Origin of the sequence: Enterobacter sichuanensis (assembly GCF_002939185.1) — a bacterium.
Taxonomy (GTDB): domain Bacteria; phylum Pseudomonadota; class Gammaproteobacteria; order Enterobacterales; family Enterobacteriaceae; genus Enterobacter; species Enterobacter sichuanensis.
This window is the reverse complement of sequence record NZ_POVL01000065.1, coordinates 1-20,593: the sequence shown is the minus strand read 5'-3', so window position 1 is coordinate 20,593 and position 20,593 is coordinate 1. Positions and strand designations below refer to the sequence as shown.

Annotated in this window: 20 protein-coding genes; 8 read left to right on the top strand and 12 right to left on the bottom strand. The window is 53.0% G+C overall.

Features of this window, described 5'->3' with window-relative positions; genetic code table 11:
* Window positions 1–79 precede the first annotated feature (79 nt).
* From fabY to typA, 5 genes are all read right to left on the bottom strand, one after another.
* On the bottom strand, window positions 80–1,021 hold the full coding sequence (gene fabY / locus C5687_RS21320; protein WP_025759561.1) for a fatty acid biosynthesis protein FabY: 942 nt from the start codon (window positions 1,019–1,021) through the stop codon (window positions 80–82).
* 44 nt (window positions 1,022–1,065) lie between these two features.
* A complete protein-coding gene (gene dtd, locus C5687_RS21315) occupies window positions 1,066–1,503 on the bottom strand; it encodes a D-aminoacyl-tRNA deacylase (protein WP_008501836.1) in 438 nt (145 codons plus the stop codon).
* Window positions 1,500–2,381 carry a virulence factor BrkB family protein gene (locus tag C5687_RS21310; protein ID WP_045285692.1) on the bottom strand — a complete coding sequence of 294 codons (882 nt, stop codon included), beginning with the start codon at window positions 2,379–2,381 and terminating at the stop codon, window positions 1,500–1,502. Before C5687_RS21310 ends, dtd begins: the two co-directional genes overlap by 4 nt.
* On the bottom strand, window positions 2,375–2,974 hold the full coding sequence (gene yihX, locus C5687_RS21305) for a glucose-1-phosphatase (protein WP_047959731.1): 600 nt from the start codon (window positions 2,972–2,974) through the stop codon (window positions 2,375–2,377). The genes C5687_RS21310 and yihX overlap by 7 nt, the downstream gene beginning before the upstream one ends.
* Before the next feature lie 131 nt (window positions 2,975–3,105).
* On the bottom strand, window positions 3,106–4,929 hold the full coding sequence (typA, locus tag C5687_RS21300; protein ID WP_008501854.1) for a ribosome-dependent GTPase TypA: 1,824 nt from the start codon (window positions 4,927–4,929) through the stop codon (window positions 3,106–3,108).
* Between the two features lie 376 nt (window positions 4,930–5,305).
* On the opposite strand from typA, the gene glnA reads away from it, so the two are divergent.
* The 4 genes from glnA (at window position 5,306) to C5687_RS24650 (ending at window position 9,580) form a co-directional block, all read left to right on the top strand.
* Complete coding sequence (glnA, locus tag C5687_RS21290; RefSeq protein ID WP_008501856.1) at window positions 5,306–6,715, top strand: glutamate--ammonia ligase; 1,410 nt, start codon at window positions 5,306–5,308, stop codon at window positions 6,713–6,715.
* Between the two features lie 170 nt (window positions 6,716–6,885).
* A complete protein-coding gene (glnL, locus tag C5687_RS21280; RefSeq protein WP_045285690.1) occupies window positions 6,886–7,935 on the top strand; it encodes a nitrogen regulation protein NR(II) in 1,050 nt (349 codons plus the stop codon).
* Window positions 7,936–7,946: 11 nt separating this feature from the next.
* Window positions 7,947–9,359 (top strand): nitrogen regulation protein NR(I), encoded by a 1,413-nt coding sequence (glnG, locus tag C5687_RS21275; RefSeq protein ID WP_020883985.1) that lies wholly within the window; start codon window positions 7,947–7,949, stop codon window positions 9,357–9,359.
* A gap of 110 nt (window positions 9,360–9,469) precedes the next feature.
* Window positions 9,470–9,580 (top strand): YshB family small membrane protein, encoded by a 111-nt coding sequence (locus tag C5687_RS24650; RefSeq protein WP_095450691.1) that lies wholly within the window; start codon window positions 9,470–9,472, stop codon window positions 9,578–9,580.
* Between the two features lie 67 nt (window positions 9,581–9,647).
* Here the strand turns inward: C5687_RS24650 and hemN are convergent, their stop codons facing one another.
* Both hemN and yihI read right to left on the bottom strand, forming a co-directional pair.
* Window positions 9,648–11,021, bottom strand: coding sequence for an oxygen-independent coproporphyrinogen III oxidase (hemN, locus tag C5687_RS21270; RefSeq protein ID WP_104557819.1), 1,374 nt, complete (start codon window positions 11,019–11,021; stop codon window positions 9,648–9,650).
* 188 nt (window positions 11,022–11,209) lie between these two features.
* Window positions 11,210–11,722, bottom strand: coding sequence for a Der GTPase-activating protein YihI (gene yihI / locus C5687_RS21260; RefSeq protein WP_025759565.1), 513 nt, complete (start codon window positions 11,720–11,722; stop codon window positions 11,210–11,212).
* A gap of 579 nt (window positions 11,723–12,301) precedes the next feature.
* Here yihI and yihA point away from each other — a divergent pair.
* Window positions 12,302–12,931, top strand: a complete 630-nt coding sequence (gene yihA / locus C5687_RS21255; protein ID WP_045285688.1) for a ribosome biogenesis GTP-binding protein YihA/YsxC — start codon at window positions 12,302–12,304, stop codon at window positions 12,929–12,931.
* Window positions 12,932–13,029: 98 nt separating this feature from the next.
* Here the strand turns inward: yihA and spfP are convergent, their stop codons facing one another.
* The gene (gene spfP / locus C5687_RS25450; RefSeq protein WP_071892919.1) at window positions 13,030–13,077 is read right to left on the bottom strand and encodes a small protein SpfP; all 48 of its coding nucleotides are present in this window, start codon (window positions 13,075–13,077) and stop codon (window positions 13,030–13,032) included.
* Between the two features lie 166 nt (window positions 13,078–13,243).
* Entirely contained in the window at window positions 13,244–16,036 is a 2,793-nt protein-coding gene (gene polA / locus C5687_RS21250; RefSeq protein WP_025759567.1) for a DNA polymerase I, read from the bottom strand.
* A gap of 440 nt (window positions 16,037–16,476) precedes the next feature.
* Here polA and C5687_RS21240 point away from each other — a divergent pair, with 440 nt between their 5' ends.
* Window positions 16,477–17,385 (top strand): acyltransferase, encoded by a 909-nt coding sequence (locus C5687_RS21240; RefSeq protein ID WP_025759568.1) that lies wholly within the window; start codon window positions 16,477–16,479, stop codon window positions 17,383–17,385.
* A 23-nt stretch (window positions 17,386–17,408) separates the two neighbouring features.
* Here C5687_RS21240 and dsbA read toward each other — a convergent pair whose 3' ends face one another.
* From dsbA to C5687_RS21225, 3 genes are all read right to left on the bottom strand, one after another.
* Window positions 17,409–18,032, bottom strand: a complete 624-nt coding sequence (gene dsbA, locus C5687_RS21235) for a thiol:disulfide interchange protein DsbA (protein ID WP_045285687.1) — start codon at window positions 18,030–18,032, stop codon at window positions 17,409–17,411.
* Between the two features lie 27 nt (window positions 18,033–18,059).
* Window positions 18,060–19,046, bottom strand: coding sequence for a serine/threonine protein kinase (locus C5687_RS21230; protein WP_104557817.1), 987 nt, complete (start codon window positions 19,044–19,046; stop codon window positions 18,060–18,062).
* A 75-nt stretch (window positions 19,047–19,121) separates the two neighbouring features.
* Window positions 19,122–19,391, bottom strand: a complete 270-nt coding sequence (locus C5687_RS21225) for a YihD family protein (RefSeq protein WP_003861904.1) — start codon at window positions 19,389–19,391, stop codon at window positions 19,122–19,124.
* A gap of 68 nt (window positions 19,392–19,459) precedes the next feature.
* Between C5687_RS21225 and mobA the strand changes: the two genes are divergently transcribed.
* Both mobA and mobB read left to right on the top strand, forming a co-directional pair.
* Window positions 19,460–20,044: a molybdenum cofactor guanylyltransferase MobA gene (gene mobA, locus C5687_RS21220; protein WP_104557815.1), complete on the top strand. Its 585-nt coding sequence runs from the start codon at window positions 19,460–19,462 to the stop codon at window positions 20,042–20,044.
* A complete protein-coding gene (gene mobB, locus C5687_RS21215) occupies window positions 20,041–20,544 on the top strand; it encodes a molybdopterin-guanine dinucleotide biosynthesis protein MobB (RefSeq protein WP_025759572.1) in 504 nt (167 codons plus the stop codon). The genes mobA and mobB overlap by 4 nt, the downstream gene beginning before the upstream one ends.
* Window positions 20,545–20,593: the final 49 nt, after the last annotated feature.

Genomic DNA, 20,593 nt, shown 5'->3' with positions numbered 1-20,593 from the left:
ATATTAATACAGTGAAAAGAACGTTACTATGGCAATCGCCTGGCGGATCAACTCCGCCCGGCGATAACATCGGGGAACCTTACTCCTCCTCGTTCCCACCCTCTTCATACGCGCCAAACGGCTTAGCCGGAAGAACGATATAGGTGCCTTCAAACACCGCGCCCGGTGTTTTATCGCCAAACAGTTCAACCTGCATCTGTACGCGGGCCTTGCGACCGCGTGCCAGACGGTCCAGATCGCCACCCAGTGAACCCAGATCGGCCACGGCGCTCGGCTTGCCGCTTATCGGAGCGCTATAACGGATGTGCGCATCGGCAAGAATGATCGTGCCGCCCAGATGGCGCTCGCGCAGCATTAGCCAGATAAGCCCCCAGCCGGTGAGCGTGGCGAGCGAAAACAGGCTGCCGGCAAACAGCGTGTGGTGCGGGTTCTGATTGCCGGTTTCCGGCATGGTGGTAATAAATTTTTGCCCGGTGTACTGCTGAATGCGTACGCCCATTTTTTCACTGAGCGGAATGTGCTGATACCAGGCCTGCTGGAGCTGTCCGCACCAGTCGGCGCGATGGAGAATATCATCCAGCGTGGCGATGGGCTTAATCATCAAAAAATGGCGAATTGGCGTGGTTTGCGGGGTCGTGATCTCCCCCTGATTCACAAAACCGAGCTTGGCAAAGAACTCGACAGCATCTTCACGGGCGCTACAGGTGACGCGCTTAACGCCTTCCTGGCGGGCAACGGACTCCAGGGTCATCGCCATCAGCGTTCCCAGACCTTTGTCCTGCACGGAGGGATGAACCGCCATAAAGCGAATAGAGGCTTCGTTATCGGCGTTGATATACAAACGCCCGACGGCGACGAGGTTCCCCTCTTCGTCCATCACCATCTGATGGTGGGCCATCGCGTCCCAGGCGTCACGTTCAGACCCTTTAGGCTGATGTAATGGCTTGCGCAGCATTTCCCAGCGGAACTGGTAATAAGCTTCTAACTCTTCTTCCGTTTGCGGTACTCGAAGGTGATACATAGCTGTACTCTCTCTTGTTACCCGCGGCCAAGCCGCCAGCTGGCTCATACCTGGAGCCAGAATGTGACGGGGCCATCGTTCACCAGCGAAACCTGCATATCTGCAGCGAATCGTCCGGTTTGCGTATTCATTTCCTGCTGGCGACAACGCTCAACAAAGTATTCATAAAGTGCTTCTGCACGATCCGGCGCGGCGCCTTTAGAGAAACTCGGGCGCATGCCGCGCTCGGTATCGGCGGCCAGCGTAAACTGGGAAACCACCAGCACGCTGCCGCCCGCCTGCTGGACGTTCAGGTTCATCTTGCCTTCCGCATCGCTGAAAATACGGTAGCCCAGCACGCGCTCACACAAGCGGTTGGCTTTTTGTTCGTCATCATCCTTTTCGACACCTAACAACACCAAAAGTCCTGGGCCAATTTCACCCGTCACCTCTCCCTCCACGGTGACGCTGGCACGGGTTACGCGCTGTATCAATGCAATCATGGTTGGTCTGCTTCTTGTTGTTTTTCAGCTTCTGCTGCTTTTTTAAGTTCGCGGTATACGCCGAGAGTGACAGTTATTTCCGCACCAAGCAAGACGATACACCAGGTCCAGTAAACCCAGACAAACAAAATAGGGATCACCGCCAGCACGCCATAAATCAGCTGATAGGACGGGAACATGGTGATGTAAAGGGCAAACCCCTTCTTGCCCAGTTCGAAGAGCACCGCCGCCACCAGCGCGCCAACAACGGCATCACGGTTAGGCACGCGCGTGGTCGGCACCACGCTGTAGAGCAGCCAGAAAGAGAGCCACGACAAAATCAGCGGGAAGATACGCAACACGTTATCAATGGCGCCGTTGAGATCGCTGGCCCAACGCAGTGACAGCAGATACGAACTGATCGCCAGACTCGCACCGGCCAGCAACGGCCCAAGCGTGAGGATCATCCAGTACACGGCAAAGGAATACACCTTTGGCCGTGTCTTTTTACTCCGCCAGATAGTGTTCAGCGCGTTATCAATGGCGTACATCAATAACAGCGCCGTCACGATAAGGCCGCACGCCCCCACTGCCGTCATCTTGCTGGAGTTAGCCACAAACTGCTCAATGTAGTTCTGTATGACATCCCCGGTTGCGGGAATGAAATTGGCGAAGACAAAATGGCGAAGCTGCAGGCTGACGTCGGCAAACATCGGAAAAGCGGAAAACAGGGCAAAGATAACCGCCACCAGCGGCACTAATGAGAGCAACGACACGTAGGCGAGGTTACCTGCCAGCGTGGTCATGTTGTCCTCATCAATGCGGTGCCAGAGCAGTTTCAGCCAGGCCCTGAGCGGGCGAGTATGGTGCGTGGCTTTTTGATGAACGGTTTTTAGCATAACTGCTTCGCAAAGTAGTTTGGTATCGTCTCTTTTCCGGTCACCAGAACAGACGTGATACCCAACTGGTTAGCTCCCTCTATATTATCGGCATTGTCGTCGAAAAAGACCGCATCGGCCGCGGTAAATCCTTCCGCCTGGAGAACAGCCTGATAAATTCGCGCTTCAGGTTTACGCATCCCCATCTCCTGAGAGAGGTAGATTTTGTCTGCGGCGGCCTTAACCTCAGGGTACTCCTCAGGCCAGAACGTGGTGTGCAGGCGGTTGGTATTCGACAGCACAACCACCCGGTGGCCCTGCTCGCGCAATTTATGCATGATGTCGATCACCTCAGGCCGTATGGCGACAAAAACCGCCTGCCAGCCGTGGGAAAACTGCTCGTAGCTTAACGGTAGATCCATCTCCTGGCAGAAACGTTCCGCGAATTCTTCATCGCTGATCTCACCGCGCTCATGCTGGTGGAAGGTCTCGCCCATTGTGAAATTCTGCTTTAACGTCGCCAGCGGAACACGGCTAAAATCGCTCCATGCGCCCAGCACCCGATTGAAATCGATATCGACGATTACGTTTCCTAAATCAAAGATATAAAGCATGTTTATCTCCTGCTCGCCGTGGAAAAGTAACTGTAGCGGGAAAGATAAGGTTTGGCTATGAAGTCCACGCCGGGTAGAAAAAGAAAAACCCCGCCACAAGGACGGGGTTTTGTTGACCAGAGAGGAGTGAATTACTCTTCTTTCGCACCGCGCATAGCACGTTTACGATCGTTCTCGGTCAGGTGACGTTTACGGATACGGATAGACAGTGGCGTCACTTCTACCAGTTCGTCGTCGTCGATGAATTCCAGAGCCTGCTCCAGGGTCATCTTGATCGGTGGAACCAGAACCGTTGCTTCGTCAGTACCGGACGCACGCATGTTGGTCAGTTTCTTACCGGTCAGGCAGTTTACAGTCAGGTCGTTAGAACGACTGTGAATACCGATGATCTGGCCTTCATAAACTTCAGCACCGTGACCCAGGAACAGCTTGCCGCGATCCTGCAGACCGAACAGCGCAAACGCAACCGCCTTACCCTGACCGTTGGAGATCAGTACGCCGTTGTTACGCTGGCCAACTTCACCCGGACGCACGTCGTCGTAGTGGCTGAAGGTAGAGTACAGCAGACCGGTACCAGAGGTCATGGTCATGAATTCAGAACGGAAGCCGATCAGGCCACGGCTTGGGATCACGTAGTCGAGACGTACGCGGCCTTTGCCATCTGGATTCATGTTTTTCAGGTCACCTTTACGCTCACCCAGCGCCTGCATCACAGAACCCTGGTGCTGCTCTTCAACGTCCAGCGTCACGTTTTCGAACGGCTCTTGTTTACGGCCGTCGATTTCGCGGAAGATAACTTTCGGACGGGAAACCGCCATTTCGAAACCTTCACGACGCATGTTTTCGATCAGAACAGACAGGTGCAGCTCGCCACGACCAGAAACGCGGAATGCATCAGCGTCTTCGGTTTCTTCAACGCGCAGCGCAACGTTGTGCACCAGCTCTTTGTTCAGGCGGTCAAGGATCTGACGAGAGGTAACGAATTTACCTTCTTTACCACAGAACGGAGAGGTGTTGACGTTGAAGAACATGGTAACGGTTGGTTCATCAACAGACAGGGCTGGCAGCGCTTCCACGTTCTGCGGATCGCAGATGGTGTCAGAGATGTTCAGCTCGCCCAGACCGGTGATAGCGATGATGTCGCCCGCTTCAGCCAGATCGCTGTCGATACGCTCCAGACCCAAGTGAGTCAGCACTTTGCCGACTTTACCGTTACGGGTTTTACCTTCGCTATCGATGATAGTAACCTGCTGGTTTGGCTTCACTTTACCGCGTTTGATACGGCCGATACCGATGACGCCAACGTAGTTGTTGTAGTCCAGCTGGGAGATCTGCATCTGCAGTGGACCATCCAGATCAACATCCGGTGCCGGTACGTGATCGACAATCGCCTGATACAGCGGGGTCATGTCTTCCGCCATATCTTCGTGATCCAGACCCGCGATACCATTCAGCGCAGAAGCGTAAATGATAGGGAAGTCCAGCTGTTCGTCGGTCGCGTCGAGGTTAACGAACAGGTCGAATACCTGATCAACAACCCAGTCAGGACGTGCGCCAGGACGGTCAACCTTGTTGATAACAACAATAGGTTTCAGGCCATGGGCAAATGCTTTTTTGGTCACGAAGCGCGTTTGCGGCATAGGGCCGTCAAAGGCGTCAACCACCAGCAGCACGGAATCCACCATGGACATCACGCGCTCAACTTCACCACCGAAGTCGGCGTGCCCTGGGGTATCAACGATGTTGATACGGTAGTCATTCCATTTAATAGCGGTGTTTTTCGCGAGGATGGTAATCCCACGCTCTTTCTCCAAATCGTTGGAGTCCATCACACGCTCTTGAGTTTCGGCACGCGCATCAAACGTACCGGATTGCTGCAGCAGCTTATCAACCAGGGTAGTTTTACCATGGTCAACGTGCGCGATGATGGCGATGTTACGCAAATTTTCGATCACAACTTTGCCTCAGGCATTAGAAATAGCGCGTTATTGTACACGGATTAATCGCACTACAAAACAGGATCACAAACATCCTCCGCAAACAAGTATCGCAGAGATGCTTTGTGATCGCTTTCACGGAGCGAAAAAGGGCACTTTAACGAAAATTGCACCAATATGGTGCTCAGTGTTCACACTGAAGCACTATACTGGTGCAACATAACCATTGTGGTGCAGCCCTTTTGCACTATGGTGCGCATGATAACGCCTTTTTGGGGTGTTTTAAAAGTTGGCACAGATTTCGCTTTATAAAAAATACATGGCAACAGCCAGTACAAACAGAAACTGAAGACCTCGTTACCACGACGACAATGACCAATCTGGAGAGTTAAGTATGTCCGCTGAACACGTTTTGACGATGCTGAACGAACATGAAGTGAAGTTTGTTGATCTGCGCTTCACCGATACCAAAGGTAAAGAACAGCACGTCACAATCCCTGCTCATCAGGTGAACGCCGAATTCTTCGAAGAAGGCAAAATGTTTGACGGCTCCTCCATTGGTGGCTGGAAAGGCATTAACGAATCCGACATGGTTCTGATGCCAGATGCAACCACTGCGGTCATTGATCCGTTCTTCGAAGAACCTACTCTGATTATCCGTTGCGACATCCTCGAGCCAGGCACCCTGCAGGGCTACGACCGCGACCCACGTTCTATCGCGAAACGCGCTGAAGAGTACCTGCGTTCTACCGGCATCGCAGACACCGTTCTGTTCGGGCCAGAGCCAGAATTCTTCCTGTTCGATGACATCCGTTTCGGCGCGTCTATTTCTGGTTCCCACGTTGCTATCGATGACATCGAAGGCGCATGGAACTCTTCCACCAAATACGAAGGTGGTAACAAAGGTCACCGTCCTGGCGTGAAAGGCGGCTATTTCCCGGTTCCTCCGGTCGACTCTGCACAGGACATTCGTTCCACCATGTGTCTGGTGATGGAAGAGATGGGCCTGGTGGTTGAAGCGCACCACCACGAAGTGGCAACGGCTGGTCAGAACGAAGTGGCTACCCGCTTCAACACCATGACCAAAAAAGCGGACGAAATTCAGATCTACAAATACGTTGTGCACAACGTTGCGCACCGTTTCGGTAAAACCGCGACCTTCATGCCAAAACCGATGTTTGGCGATAACGGTTCCGGTATGCACTGCCACATGTCTCTGTCCAAGAACGGTACCAACCTGTTCTCTGGCGACAAGTATGCCGGTCTGTCTGAGCAGGCGCTGTACTACATTGGCGGCGTAATCAAGCATGCTAAAGCGATCAACGCCCTGGCGAACCCAACCACTAACTCCTACAAGCGTCTGGTCCCGGGCTACGAAGCGCCAGTGATGCTGGCTTACTCTGCGCGTAACCGTTCTGCTTCTATCCGTATCCCGGTGGTGGCGTCTCCTAAAGCGCGTCGTATCGAAGTTCGCTTCCCGGATCCAGCGGCTAACCCATACCTGTGCTTCGCAGCACTGCTGATGGCGGGTCTGGATGGTATTAAGAACAAGATCCACCCAGGCGAAGCGATGGACAAAAACCTGTACGACCTGCCGCCAGAAGAAGCGAAAGAGATCCCACAGGTTGCTGGCTCTCTGGAAGAAGCCCTGCAGGCGCTGGACGCAGACCGCGAGTTCCTGACTGCAGGTGGCGTATTCACTGACGACGCTATCGATGCTTACATCGCCCTGCGTACCGAAGAGAACGACCGCGTGCGCATGACTCCGCATCCGGTTGAGTTCGAACTGTACTACAGCGTTTAATTAAGTTGTTTTACCCGGCGTGACAAGCGCCGGGAGTAGTTGCCGTGGAAACTTTTAGCCCATCTCCGGATGGGCTTTTTTCTCCACCAACAACCTGATCTCACGCGCTTTTTACGCCGAAAACGCTATACTGCACTAAATTAGTGCAAACAACTCCAGGAGACTGCTGAATGGCAACTGGCACGCTGCCCGATGCTGGGCAGATCCTCAATTCTTTGATTAACAGCATTTTGCTGGTCGATGACGAGCTGGCCGTGCATTACGCCAACCCGGCGGCGCAGCAGCTGCTTGCCCAAAGCGCGCGTAAACTGTTTGGCACCCCGCTTCCGGAACTCCTGAGCTATTTTTCACTGAATATTGGCCTGATGCAGGAAAGTTTGCAGGCGGGCCAGGGGTTCACCGATAACGAAGTGACGCTGGTGATCGACGGGCGCTCGCATATTCTGTCGCTTACCGCGCAACGTCTTCCTGAAGGATTGATCCTGCTGGAAATGGCGCCGATGGATAATCAGCGTCGACTGAGCCAGGAACAGCTTCAGCATGCGCAGCAAATTGCCGCCCGCGATCTGGTACGGGGCCTGGCGCATGAAATCAAAAACCCGCTGGGTGGGTTACGCGGCGCAGCGCAGCTTCTGACCAAGGCGCTGCCCGACCCTGCGCTGGCGGAGTACACCAACGTCATCATTGAGCAGGCAGACCGTCTGCGTAATCTGGTTGATCGTCTTCTCGGGCCGCAACAGCCGGGAATGCATGTCACAGAAAGCATCCATAAAGTGGCTGAACGGGTGGTGAAACTCGTCTCTATGGAGCTGCCGGAGAACGTCACGCTGGTGCGTGATTACGACCCAAGCCTGCCGGAACTGGCGCATGACCCGGACCAGATAGAACAGGTCCTGTTGAACATTGTGCGCAATGCGCTGCAGGCGCTGGGGCCGGAAGGGGGCGAGATTGTTTTACGCACCCGCACCGCTTTCCAGCTGACGTTACACGGCGTGCGCTACCGTCTGGCAGCCCGAATCGACGTTGAGGATAACGGGCCCGGTATTCCCTCGCATTTGCAGGATACCCTGTTCTACCCGATGGTCAGCGGGCGCGAAGGCGGGACCGGCCTGGGCTTATCCATTGCCCGCAGTTTGATCGACCAACACTCTGGAAAAATTGAATTTACCAGTTGGCCGGGACATACCGAGTTTTCGGTTTTCCTGCCGATTAAAAAATAAAGGTGACGTTTATGCAACGAGGGATAGTCTGGGTAGTCGATGACGATAGCTCCATCCGTTGGGTGCTTGAACGCGCGCTCACAGGGGCAGGATTAAGCTGCACGACGTTTGAGAGCGGCAGCGAAGTGCTCGACGCACTCACCACTAAAACGCCGGACGTGCTGCTTTCGGATATTCGTATGCCGGGTATGGACGGGCTGGCGCTGTTAAAGCAGATCAAACAACGCCACCCCATGCTTCCGGTCATCATCATGACGGCACACTCCGATCTGGATGCCGCGGTGAGCGCCTATCAGCAAGGGGCGTTCGATTACCTGCCCAAACCGTTTGATATCGACGAAGCCGTGGCGCTGGTTGAGCGCGCGATTAGCCATTATCAGGAGCAGCAACAGCCGCGCCATACGCCCGATTTTGGTCCAACGACAGACATCATCGGCGAAGCGCCGGCGATGCAGGATGTGTTTCGCATTATTGGCCGTTTGTCCCGCTCATCCATCAGCGTATTGATTAACGGTGAATCAGGAACCGGTAAAGAGCTTGTAGCGCATGCATTACATCGCCACAGCCCGCGGGCAAAAGCGCCGTTTATTGCTCTGAATATGGCGGCAATCCCGAAGGACCTGATTGAGTCCGAACTGTTCGGCCATGAAAAAGGGGCATTTACCGGTGCGAATACCATTCGCCAGGGGCGCTTCGAACAGGCTGACGGCGGCACGTTGTTCCTGGATGAGATCGGCGATATGCCGCTGGATGTCCAGACCCGCCTGCTGCGCGTGCTGGCCGACGGGCAGTTTTATCGCGTGGGCGGCTATGCGCCGGTGAAGGTGGATGTGCGTATTATTGCCGCGACCCACCAGAACCTGGAGCAGCGGGTACAGGAAGGTAAATTCCGTGAGGATTTATTCCATCGCCTGAACGTGATTCGCGTTCATCTGCCACCGCTGCGTGAACGTCGTGAAGATATCCCTCGCCTGGCGCGTCATTTCCTGCAGGTGGCCGCCCGTGAGCTGGGCGTGGAGGCCAAACAGCTTCACCCGGAAACCGATGCCGCGCTTACGCGTCTGGCGTGGCCAGGCAACGTACGTCAGCTGGAAAATACCTGCCGCTGGCTCACCGTGATGGCCGCCGGGCAGGAAGTATTGATTCAGGATTTACCGGCTGAGCTGTTTGAAGCCACGGCTCCCGAAAGCAGTACCGGGCACGCGCTGCCGGACAGCTGGGCGACGCTGCTGGCACAGTGGGCCGACCGTGCGCTGCGTTCCGGTCATCAAAACCTGCTTTCTGAAGCTCAGCCAGAGATGGAACGTACGCTGTTAACCACCGCGCTTCGTCATACCCAGGGCCATAAGCAGGAAGCCGCTCGCCTGTTGGGGTGGGGGCGTAATACCCTGACGCGCAAGCTTAAAGAGCTGGGTATGGAATAATATCCGCTCTTGTGTAAAGGTTATTAATTGAGCGCAAATTGCCGTTATTTTGCGCTTTACTGTTTCATTGAGTTTTGTATGATCGTGCCCGGAAATTGGGGGTGAACATCATGCTGGAAACACTGGTGACTATGCTCTCTAGCGGAGCCGCTGAAAGCCACACGCCACAAACCGCCGTTGCGGCTGTGCTGTGTGCGGCGCTGGTTGGGCTGTTTAGCTAACGAGCTGTCAATGAAAAGCCGGGTGGCGGTTACGCCTTACCCGGCCTACCTTTCGTGCTTTTGCGGCTTAAATCACCCGCGAGAACTGCTGCAAACGCGCTTTCTGCCGCAGGTAGGCGTCAAAACACATGCAAATATTACGAATCAACAGACGCCCTTTCGGCGTGACCTCAATCGCACTCTCCGATACCGCCACCAGCCCGTCTTTCGCCAGCGGTGCCAGAAGATTCAGATCCTCTGCAAAATAATCGTTGAACTGCAGATCCCATTGCGACTCAACATCGCTGAAATCGAGGCGGAAGTTGCAGATCAGTGCCTTAATCACATCACGACGAATGCAGTCGTCACGCGTTAACGCTATACCGCGCCACAGCGCGTTTCCGGTTTCATCCACCTGCTGATAGTACAGCTTCAGCTCTTTCTGGTTCTGCGCGTAACAGTCGCCAATCATGCTGATGGCGGAGACGCCCATCCCCAACAGATCGGTATCGCCCTGGGTCGTATAGCCCTGGAAGTTACGGTGCAGTACCCCGTCGCGCTGAGCAATAGCCAGCTCGTCATCCGGACGGGCAAAGTGATCCATACCAATAAACTGATAGCCGGCCCCGGTCAGCGAGGTGATGGTCTCCTGCAGGATATCCAGCTTCTGTTGGGCGGAAGGGAGATCGGCGTCTTTGATTTTGCGCTGAGCCGCAAAGAGCGTCGGCAGATGCGCATAGTTAAAGACGCTCAGGCGGTCCGGGTTGAGTTCGGACACGCGCTTCAGCGTGAAGGCGAAGCTTTCCGGCGTTTGCTTTGGCAGGCCATAAATCAGATCGATATTGGTCGAAGTGAAGCCAATGTCACGCGCATGGTTGAGTAAGGCAAAGATAAATTCTTCGTCCTGCTCGCGGTTGACCAGACGCTGGACCTCTTTGTTGAAGTCCTGCACGCCCATACTCAGGCGATTGAAGCCTTCGGCGCGTAAATGATCCAGCACATCCAGCTCAATTTCGCGGGGATCGACCTCGATCGAGATTTCAGCATCATCGTTAAAATGGAAGTGCCCGCGCAGAAGCGTCATCAAACGGCTGATCTGCGCTTTATTCAGATAGGTTGGCGTGCCGCCGCCCCAGTGAAGTTGGCTGACGTGACGACCGGCAAACAGCGGCGCGCGATGCACAATTTCTTGTTCGAGTGCATCAAGGTATTGGTCGGCTTTGTGCTGCTGACGGGTCACAATTTTATTGCAGCCGCAGAAATAACAGAGCTTGTGGCAGAACGGAATATGGACGTAGAGCGACAGCGGACGCTCAGGATAGCGCGCGACAGCCTGCTGAAAATCATCCTCGCCAAAGGCATCAGAGAACTCCAGCGCGGTGGGGTATGACGTATAACGCGGCCCGGAATAGTTATATTTCTGGATCAGGGCCAAATCCCAGTCGATAGATGGTACAGACATGCTCACTCCTTCCGTTGGTGTCGCGTTCGTATACGGCGGCCCGTTCTGACCCCATTGCGGGCCATTAATCGGGTGCGCAGCCACTTCTGTCGCCGCGACAACCGCCGTAGTTTAACGAATAACCACACCAGATAACATACAACCGGAAGGGTTATAAGCAGGACTATCGTTCCTGCCGGGTGCAAATGTTAGTTTCCACCCTTCAGAAGACGCATCATATCTTCCTGCTTTTCTTCTTCTTCATCTTCGTCATCGTCGTATGACAGGCCCAGCTTCTGCATCAGCTCGTCGATGCGATCCAGTTTAGCATCCACCCATGACTGCTCTTCCGCAGTCAGGGTTTCCCCCTCTTCAAGACGTTCCAGCAGCGCGTCCAGGCGCTCATCGTTCTCCAGCAAATCCAGCTCAGCCTGCGGTGAAAGCATAGGTTTCTCGCTCTTTGGTTTGTGCTGCTTAGTAACCGGGGTGTCTGTCACGCCCAGTGGAATGGGAGTTTTACTGCCGATACGTGGATCTTTCTGCGGCTTATTTTTCGCAGAAGCACCTGCTGTACCGCCACCGTTTGCACGGCTACCCGCCGCATGACCGCGATGTTTTTTATCGCGTTTGCGATCGCGCGCTTCCTGGTTCAGTTCTTCGCGCGTTTTGCGGCGTGCTTTGGCAGGGCGTTTAGCGCCCGCTGCGGAGGTCGGTTTTTTCATGATGTTTTATCTTTAAGTCGTTTTCTTCAGTATAGAATTGCGGCGAAATCTAGCAGAAAGCAAGCAAAGAAAAAAGGCGACAGAGCAATCTGTCGCCTTTTTTCCTGACTCACAACCCTTAGCGGGTCAGACATTCCTTGTTTGCCAACAACAAACCCTGTTTATCCCTTGGCTACTACCGTCCGTGATACGGTTCCCTTTCCTGTTAAAACGCCTCCAGGCGTTTGTCATCCTGACAATCCTGCGTCTTCGCCTCCTGGCGCTCCTGACCCTTATCCTTAAGTCATTGTCCTGTTGGCTTCCTCGCCTTGCCGCATACTTTACCGTGTTCGCTTAAACTAACAAGCAACGAAACGGTACAAAAACGGATTTTCAGATAATTACCCGGAAATAAGATTATGATTTAAAACAGTTTGTCTTTTTTTACCCCTGCGATTTCTCTGAAATCTCCCATAGTACTTATAGCCGATCTCTCACAGCGGCCAGGGCTTAAGCCTACAGGCGGAGTGCAATGAAAAAAGTCTTTTGCCCGCATTCAGGTATAATCCCCCGCAGATTACGATTTTTGGAGACGACCACGTGACTACCTGGAACTACCAACAGACGCATTTTGTCACCAGTGCGCCCGATATTCGCCACCTGCCTTCTGATACCGGTATCGAAGTGGCCTTTGCTGGCCGTTCAAACGCGGGAAAATCCAGCGCACTGAATACGCTGACCAATCAGAAGAACCTGGCGCGTACCTCAAAAACACCTGGCCGTACCCAGCTGATTAACCTGTTTGAAGTGGCCGATGGCAAACGCCTGGTCGACTTACCGGGTTACGGTTACGCCCAGGTACCGGAAGAGATGAAGATCAAGTGGCAGCGTGCGCTCGGTGAATACCTGGAAAAACGCATGTGCCTGAAAGGTCTGGTGGTGCTGATGGATATTCGCCACCCGCTGAAAGACCTTGATCAGCAGATGATCGACTGGGCTGTCGCAAGTGATATTGCCGTGCTGGTGCTGCTGACAAAAGCGGATAAGCTGGCGAGCGGTGCGCGCAAAGCGCAGGTGAATATGGTTCGCGAAGCGGTGCTGGCCTTCAACGGCGACGTACAGGTTGAGCCGTTCTCCTCGCTGAAAAAGCAGGGCGTGGACAAGCTGCGTCAGAAGCTCGACACCTGGTTTAGCGAGCTGGAACCCGCGACGGAAGCGGAAGAAGAGTGATACCGGGCGCGGCAATGGCCGCGCTTTTTTTTACCTGAATTTTTCTTTGCCACAATAAAAAACGCCCCAGTCATTACTGACTGGGGCGGCTAAAATATTCAGCCAAATCCGATTACGTGAAGTAAAAGGTCTGAAAGATAGAACATCTTACCTCTGTACCCTACGTCGCTAACTCTACCCCTTTTTTTGCCGCAGAAAAAGCACTTTTTGTAGTTTTTTTTCATTCTTTACATAGGGAATTCTAATGATCGTCACAAAACGCACATCGTTATGTTGCTAACTTACATAAAAAGCGCGTTATTGCCCGAACCGTTAGTGAGCCTGATCCCAGTTTTCACCACTTCCCACTTCCACCAGCAACGGCACGTCAAGTGTCATGCTGCTTTCCATCAGTTCGTGGATCTTCTTCGACACGGTATCAAGATCGTCTTTGTGCACTTCGAATACCAGTTCATCGTGTACCTGCATGATCATTTTCACGCGTGGCTTCTCCTGTTCCAGCCACGCATCCACCGCGATCATGGCGCGCTTGATAATGTCCGCTGCGGTTCCCTGCATCGGGGCGTTGATTGCTGCACGTTCTGCGCCCGCACGACGTGCCGCGTTGCTGGATTTAATGTCCGGTAAATAGAGACGACGGCCATCCAGGGTTTCAACGTAGCCTTTCTCCTTCGCCTGAGCACGGGTGCGTTCCATATAGTCCAGTACGCCCGGATAACGCTCAAAGTAGAGATCCATATACTTCTGCGACTCTTTGCGTGGGATATTAAGCTGGCGAGAAAGACCAAATGCACTCATGCCGTAAATCAGCCCGAAGTTGATCGCTTTCGCGCTGCGGCGCTGTTCGTTTGTCACGCTCTCCAGTGGCAGACCGAAGACTTCCGCCGCGGTCGCCCGGTGGATATCCTTCCCTTCGGCAAACGCCGTCAATAGCCCCTTGTCACGGGACAGGTGCGCCATAATACGCAGCTCAATTTGCGAGTAGTCCGCAGAAACAATCAGATAGTCATCGGGTGCAATAAAGGCCTGGCGAATACGACGGCCTTCTTCGTTACGTACCGGGATGTTCTGCAGGTTTGGATCGGTTGACGAGAGACGACCCGTTGCCGCGACAGCCTGATGGTAGGAGGTGTGTACACGACCCGTTTTCGGGTTGATCATCAGCGGCAGCTTATCGGTGTAGGTCGATTTCAGCTTCGCCAGACCGCGGTACTCCAGAATCACTTTTGGCAGCGGATAATCCAGCGCCAGCTCTTCCAGAACCTCTTCTGAAGTTGATGGCGCGCCACCAGGGGTTTTCTTCAGCGGTTTGATCCCCTGCTTTTCAAACAGAATGGTTTGCAGCTGTTTCGGAGAGGAGAGATTAAACGGCTCACCGGCAAGCTCATGCGCCTTTTGCTCAAGCTCGGTCAGGCGCTGGGCAAGCTCCCCGGAGTGGTTATGCAGTACCGTCGGGTCGATTTTGACACCGTTACGTTCGATGCGTGAAAGCACGGGAACCAGCGGCATCTCAATGTTCTGGAATACGTTCAGCGGCCCTTCATGCTTCTGCAGTTTTGGCCACATCTTCAGGTGTAGCTGCAGCGTGACATCAGCGTCTTCCGCAGCGTAGCGTCCGGCTTCTTCGAGAGCAATCTGGTTAAAGGTAAGCTGATTTTTCCCTTTACCGGCAATCTCTTCAAACGTGATGGTTTTGTGCTTAAGCCAGCGGTCAGAGAGGGAATCCATATCGTGGCGGCCCGCGACGCTATCCAGAATGTAGGATTCGAGCATAGTGTCAAAGGCAATTCCACGCAGTTCAATGCCGTAGTTTTGCAAAATGCCGCGGTCATACTTGAGGTTCTGCCCGACCTTCAGCGCCTTTTCGTCCTCCAGGATTGGCTTCAGCAACTCAAGCACACGGTCGCGCGAGATTTGCTCCGGCGCATCCAGATAATCATGCGCCACAGGAACATAGGCCGCAACACCCGGCTCTGTCGCAAAGGAGAGGCCCACCATATTGGCAGAGATGTTATCGAGACTGTCTGTTTCGGTGTCAAAAGCGAAGACAGGTGCCTTTTTCAGTTTCTCAATCCAGGCAATGAGCTGCGATTCTTCAAGAATGGTTTCATAGTTGTCGAAGGAAAGCGCCACGGCTTCTTCTTCCGCCTGCTCTTCGGCATCAATAACAATGGTTTCCTTCGGCTTTGCAGCAGGTTTGGCCCCTTTTGCCTGCAGCCATTTACCGGCTTCCACGTCAGTGGTCCAGCGTTTAAATTCGTATTTCTTAAACAGGCTCAGCAGCGCGTCAGCGGAAGGCTGTTGTACCTCCAGCTGTTCACAGCCCAGTTCCAGTTCGACATCGGTTTTGATGGTCGCCAGCTGATAAGAGAGATAAGCCACCTCTTTGTTCTCTTCCAGTTTTCCGGCCATGGTTTTTGCCCCACGGAAGGAGAGCCCGGCGATTTTATCCGACTCCGCGTAGAGCGTATCCAGCCCGCCCAGCCCCTGCAGCAGCGCCTGTGCCGTTTTTTCACCGACGCCCGGCACACCAGGGATGTTATCCGAGGAGTCGCCCATCAACGCGAGGAAATCGATAATCAGCTCTGGCGGCACGCCATACTTTGCGACCACCTCTTCCGGCCCCAGAATGGTGTTGGTCATGGTGTTAATCAGGGTGATCCCTGGCGTCACCAGCTGCGCCATATCTTTATCACCGGTGCTGATCAGTACCGGACGGCCCATCTTTTCTGCTTCACGCGCCAGCGTACCGATGACGTCATCCGCTTCAACGCCTGAGACGGCCAGCAGCGGCAGACCCATCGCTTTCACCATGGCGTGCAGCGGCTCAATCTGCGCACGCAGATCGTCAGGCATTGGCGGACGGTGGGATTTGTAATGCTCAAACAACTCATCGCGGAACGTTTTACCTTTCGCATCGAAAACGACGGCCGCATGGGTTGGCTGATACTGAAGGATCAGGCTGCGCAGCATATTCAGCACGCCGTACATTGCGCCGGTAGGTTCCCCTGCGCTGTTGGTCAGAGGAGGAAACGCATGGTACGCCCGATACAGGTAAGAAGAGCCATCGACGAGAATAAGAGGGTTTTCTGGGATCTGAACCATAATGTCCGTGCCTTTAATCAATTTATGCCTAAAGGATGCCACAGAAGGATGAAAACATCAGGTATTAGCGCCAGATACAGGAAAAGATTTTGCGATCGTCAGGATCGCTCGCAAAAATAAAACTGTGGATAAGTTTGTGTATATTTTCACTTCATATGAATAACAGACGCAAAAAAGACATATGGGATGATATTTAGATCTTAATAATCATATTGTTAGTGTGTTGGATCCTATCTATAGAGCCAACTGATGACAATTTAGTCTATGTGGATATAAGCCTTGATAAGCGAAGAATCATAGAGAAATCTTCTGCGCCAGGGTGAAAGCGGCCCACTCCTGACATGAAAGCGCCATTACTTTGTCTGTTTTCTGGTAAAATCAGCGCCCAGCGCCAGATAGCCGGCCGCTCATTTAAAGCTAATTACTTGAAAAGACTAATCATGTCGAGATTGCTCGCTGCAATAACTTTACTGTTAAGCATCATTTTAACTATCCTGGTGACTATCGCCTGCTCTGTGCCGATCATTATCGCCGGGATCATTAAACTGCTGCTGCCTGTCCCTGTGGTGTGGCGAGCCGTATCCGCATTTTGTAACTTCATGATGTACTGCTGGTGCGAAGGTCTGGCGATCCTGCTGCGCCTGAACCCGCATCTGAAGTGGGACGTCGAAGGGCTGGAAAACCTTAATAAAAAGAACTGGTATCTGCTGATCTGTAATCATCACAGTTGGGCTGATATTGTGGTGTTGTGTGTGCTTTTCCGCAAACACATCCCCATGAACAAATACTTCCTGAAACAGCAGCTCGCGTGGGTGCCTTTTATCGGACTGGCCTGCTGGGCGCTCGATATGCCGTTTATGAAACGCTATTCGCGCAGCTATTTGATTCGTCATCCAGAACGTCGCGGTAAGGACGTGGAGACAACACGCCGTTCCTGTGAAAAATTTCGCGCGCATCCCACCACCATCGTGAACTTCGTTGAAGGCTCCCGGTTTACACAAGAGAAGCGCCAGCAAACGCGCTCCCCTTATCAGAACCTGCTGCCGCCAAAGGCCGCGGGCATAGCGATGGCGCTGAATGTGCTGGGCGCACAGTTCGATAAACTGCTGAACGTCACGCTCTGCTATCCGGAAAACGATAAGACGCCGTTCTTCGATATGCTCAGCGGCAAACTGACGCGCATTGTTGTCCGTGTTGAGCTGGTGCCGATAGACGCTGAACTGCACGGTGACTATGTAAACGATAAGAATTTCAAACGTCGTTTCCAGCAGTGGCTTAATACGCTCTGGAAAGAGAAAGACGAACAGATAGACAATATAAAATCTTCATACAAAAACGCCGGTCAGTGACCGGCGTTTTCACATCAGTGAGATTACTTCTTCTCAACCAGGTATTTCACGGTATCGGCATACTGCTGTACAAAGATATCCATGCTGCTGGTGTCCATGCCCTGCATGTTCAGCTGATATTTGCCGTTAACAAACATCGCCGGAACGCCCTGAAGCTGGAGATCAGCCGCCGCTTTTTCCTGCTGGGCAACCAGTGATTTCACTACGAAGCTGTTCCATGCTGCATCGTACTCTTCACCTTTCACGCCGGCATCAACGAACACTTTGCGGATATCCGCAGTGGTCTGAACGGTCTGGGTTTTCTGTACGGCTTCAAACATTGGCGACGTGATCTTATCTTCCACGCCCAATGCCATAGCCACCGCCCATGCCTGAGTCAGATCTTTGCCCAATGGACCCAGGAATTCAACGTGGTACTTGGTCATTTTGGTGCCTTCCGGCAGTTTTTTCTTCACGTTGTCAGAAACATGCAGCACCTGCTCAAACTGATAGCAGTGTGGGCAATAGAACGAGAAGAACTCCAGAACCTGTGGCTCGCCAGCGACCGGTTTGTCCAGCGTGATGTACTGTTTGCCGTCGGTAAACTGCGCAGCAGAAGCGCTAAATGCCAGAATCATACCTGCCAGCGCCAGCCAAATTTTTTTCATGATTAACTCTCTCCTGGGTGTGTCCAATTAATACATCGGCGTTAATTGCAGAGGGGGCTCCTGAAGAACCTTGACCTGCTCAGTAAATGTAGATATCTGGCTACGCCAGTAATCCTCTCCGGTAAGCCACGGGAAATTTCGAGGAAATGCGGGATCGTCCCAACGCCTGATTAACCATGCGAGATAATAAACAAAACGCATAGCACGTAAAGGCTCAATCAGGGCAATTTCGTCTGAATTAAATGGGCTAAATTCTTCATAGGCTTCAATAATGGTTTCAAGCTGCATGCGTTGCTCAGCTTTGTCGCCATTGAGCAGCATCCACAGGTCCTGAACCGCTGGCCCCATACGCGCATCATCAAGATCGACAAAGAGCGGGCCATCGCGCCAGAGAATATTTCCGGCGTGACAATCGCCATGCAGGCGCAGGACGGAAATATCATCACGCCAGCAGTTTTTCACCGCAGCAATAAGCTTATCGGTAGCGTTGAGGAAATCATCCTTTAGCGCAGTGGGGATCATGGCAGATGTTTCGAATATGCCACGTGGTTCAAGAAGGTATTCCTGAATGCCAATAGTCGGACGGGCAATAAAGGCTTTTTTACGCCCCGTCTGATGTATGCGCCCCAGATAGCGAGCCACCCACTCCATCTGATCGATATTATCCGCTTCAAACTGACGACCGCCCAGACTCGGGAATATCGCGTAATAAAACCCTTCGTGCGTCAGGAGCGTTTGGTTATTGAATTTTAGCGGTGCGGCAACGGGGACATCGTCATCCAGCAGATCGTGGGCAAACTGATGTTCTTCCTGAATCTGTTCTGCGGACCAGCGTTCAGGACGATAGAACTTTACGACGAAGCGCTGACGATCCTCGTCCTGGAATTGATAGACGCGGTTTTCGTAGCTGTTTAACGGTGTTAGCCCGGAATCCACCCGAATGCCCTGTTCAAACAGGGCATCCATAATGGTGTCAGGGTGTAATGTCTGGAAAGTAAAAGCCTGGTCGTTCATCCGATCATCCGGAAATTATACGAATGATTCAGGATATCATCTTGTGGCGATTTCGGTGCCGCCGCTTACAAGCTTTTACTCTTTAATTACGCCTCGGGCGCGCAACAACGCAGTCTTAAAATCTTCCTCATAATCTTTCTGAATACCAGGAATAACAGCATCTTTGGCAGAGTCACGCATTTTAAGATGATAGATCAGGATGTCGTCAGAAAGGTCTGCCAGTTCGCCGTCAAAACCTGACTCTTTCGCCAGTTTCTGTAAAAATTGCATCAGATTCAGCTCTGGCTCTTTTTGCCAGGCGGGCTGGAGGAGTTCAATAACTTCATTCAGACGTTTACATTTCATGGTGGTGCTCCTTTCATTTAGAGTGACACGTTAGCAGGGTCAATCCCACAATAAAAGAGGCGATATTCGTGAATCTTAATCAGGAAATCATTGGGGTCGTTCTGGCTGGTGGTCGGGCGACACGAATGGGTGGGAAAGATAAGGGGTTACAATGTCTGAACGGCAAACCTCTATGGCAATGTGTCGCAGATACACTCGCAGACCAGGTGACAACAATGGTCATCAGTGCGAACAGGCATATCGACACTTACCAGCGCAGCGGGTATGCCGTTTACCCGGATAACCTGAAAGATTATCCGGGACCGCTGGCCGGTATGCTTTCCGTTATGCAACAGTCTCAGGGCGAGTGGTTTATCTTCTGCCCCTGCGATACGCCCTTTATTCCGCCCTGTCTTGTCGAGCGGCTGTTCCGGCTTCGTGGTACAGCACCCGTGGTTTGGGTACACGACGGGGAGCGTGACCATCCTGCTATTGCGTTGATGCACCGATCGCTCGCACCTGCTCTGCAGGAGTACCTCACGGCAGGCGAACGCAGAGTGATGGTCTTCATGCGCGAGTCTGGCGGCCATTCCGTTGATTTTAGCGATGTGAAAGCAGCGTTTGTGAACGTGAATACGTGTGAAGAGTTGCAGATGATGCAGGAGAAAAGATGAGACCTGTTCTGGCTATTTCTGCCTGGAGTGGCACCGGGAAAACCACGTTGTTAAAAAAGCTCATTCCTGCGCTGTGTGCCAGAGGTATCCGTCCCGGACTGATTAAGCACACCCACCATAATATGGATGTCGATAAACCGGGCAAAGATAGCTATGAGTTGCGTAAAGCGGGTGCAGCGCAAACGATGGTGGCAAGTTCTCAGCGCTGGGCATTAATGACAGAAACGCCGGATGAAGCGCCTCTGGATCTCGCGTACCTGGTGAGTCGAATGGATCATTCCACGCTGGATCTGGTGCTGGTTGAGGGGTTTAAGCATGAGGCCGTGCCAAAGATCCTGCTGTTCAGAAGCGATGCCGGGCATGATGTCAGCGAATTAACGCTTGATGAGCATGTGATTGCCGTCGCCAGTGATGTTATGTTGCCGCTTGAGGTTCCGGTACTGAATTTAAATGATGTGGATGGGATTGCGGAATTTATTGTGGCGTGGAGTGCGGCCTGACTAGCCGGGTGGCGGCTTTGCCTTAGCCGGCCTGCAAAATTCATTGGTT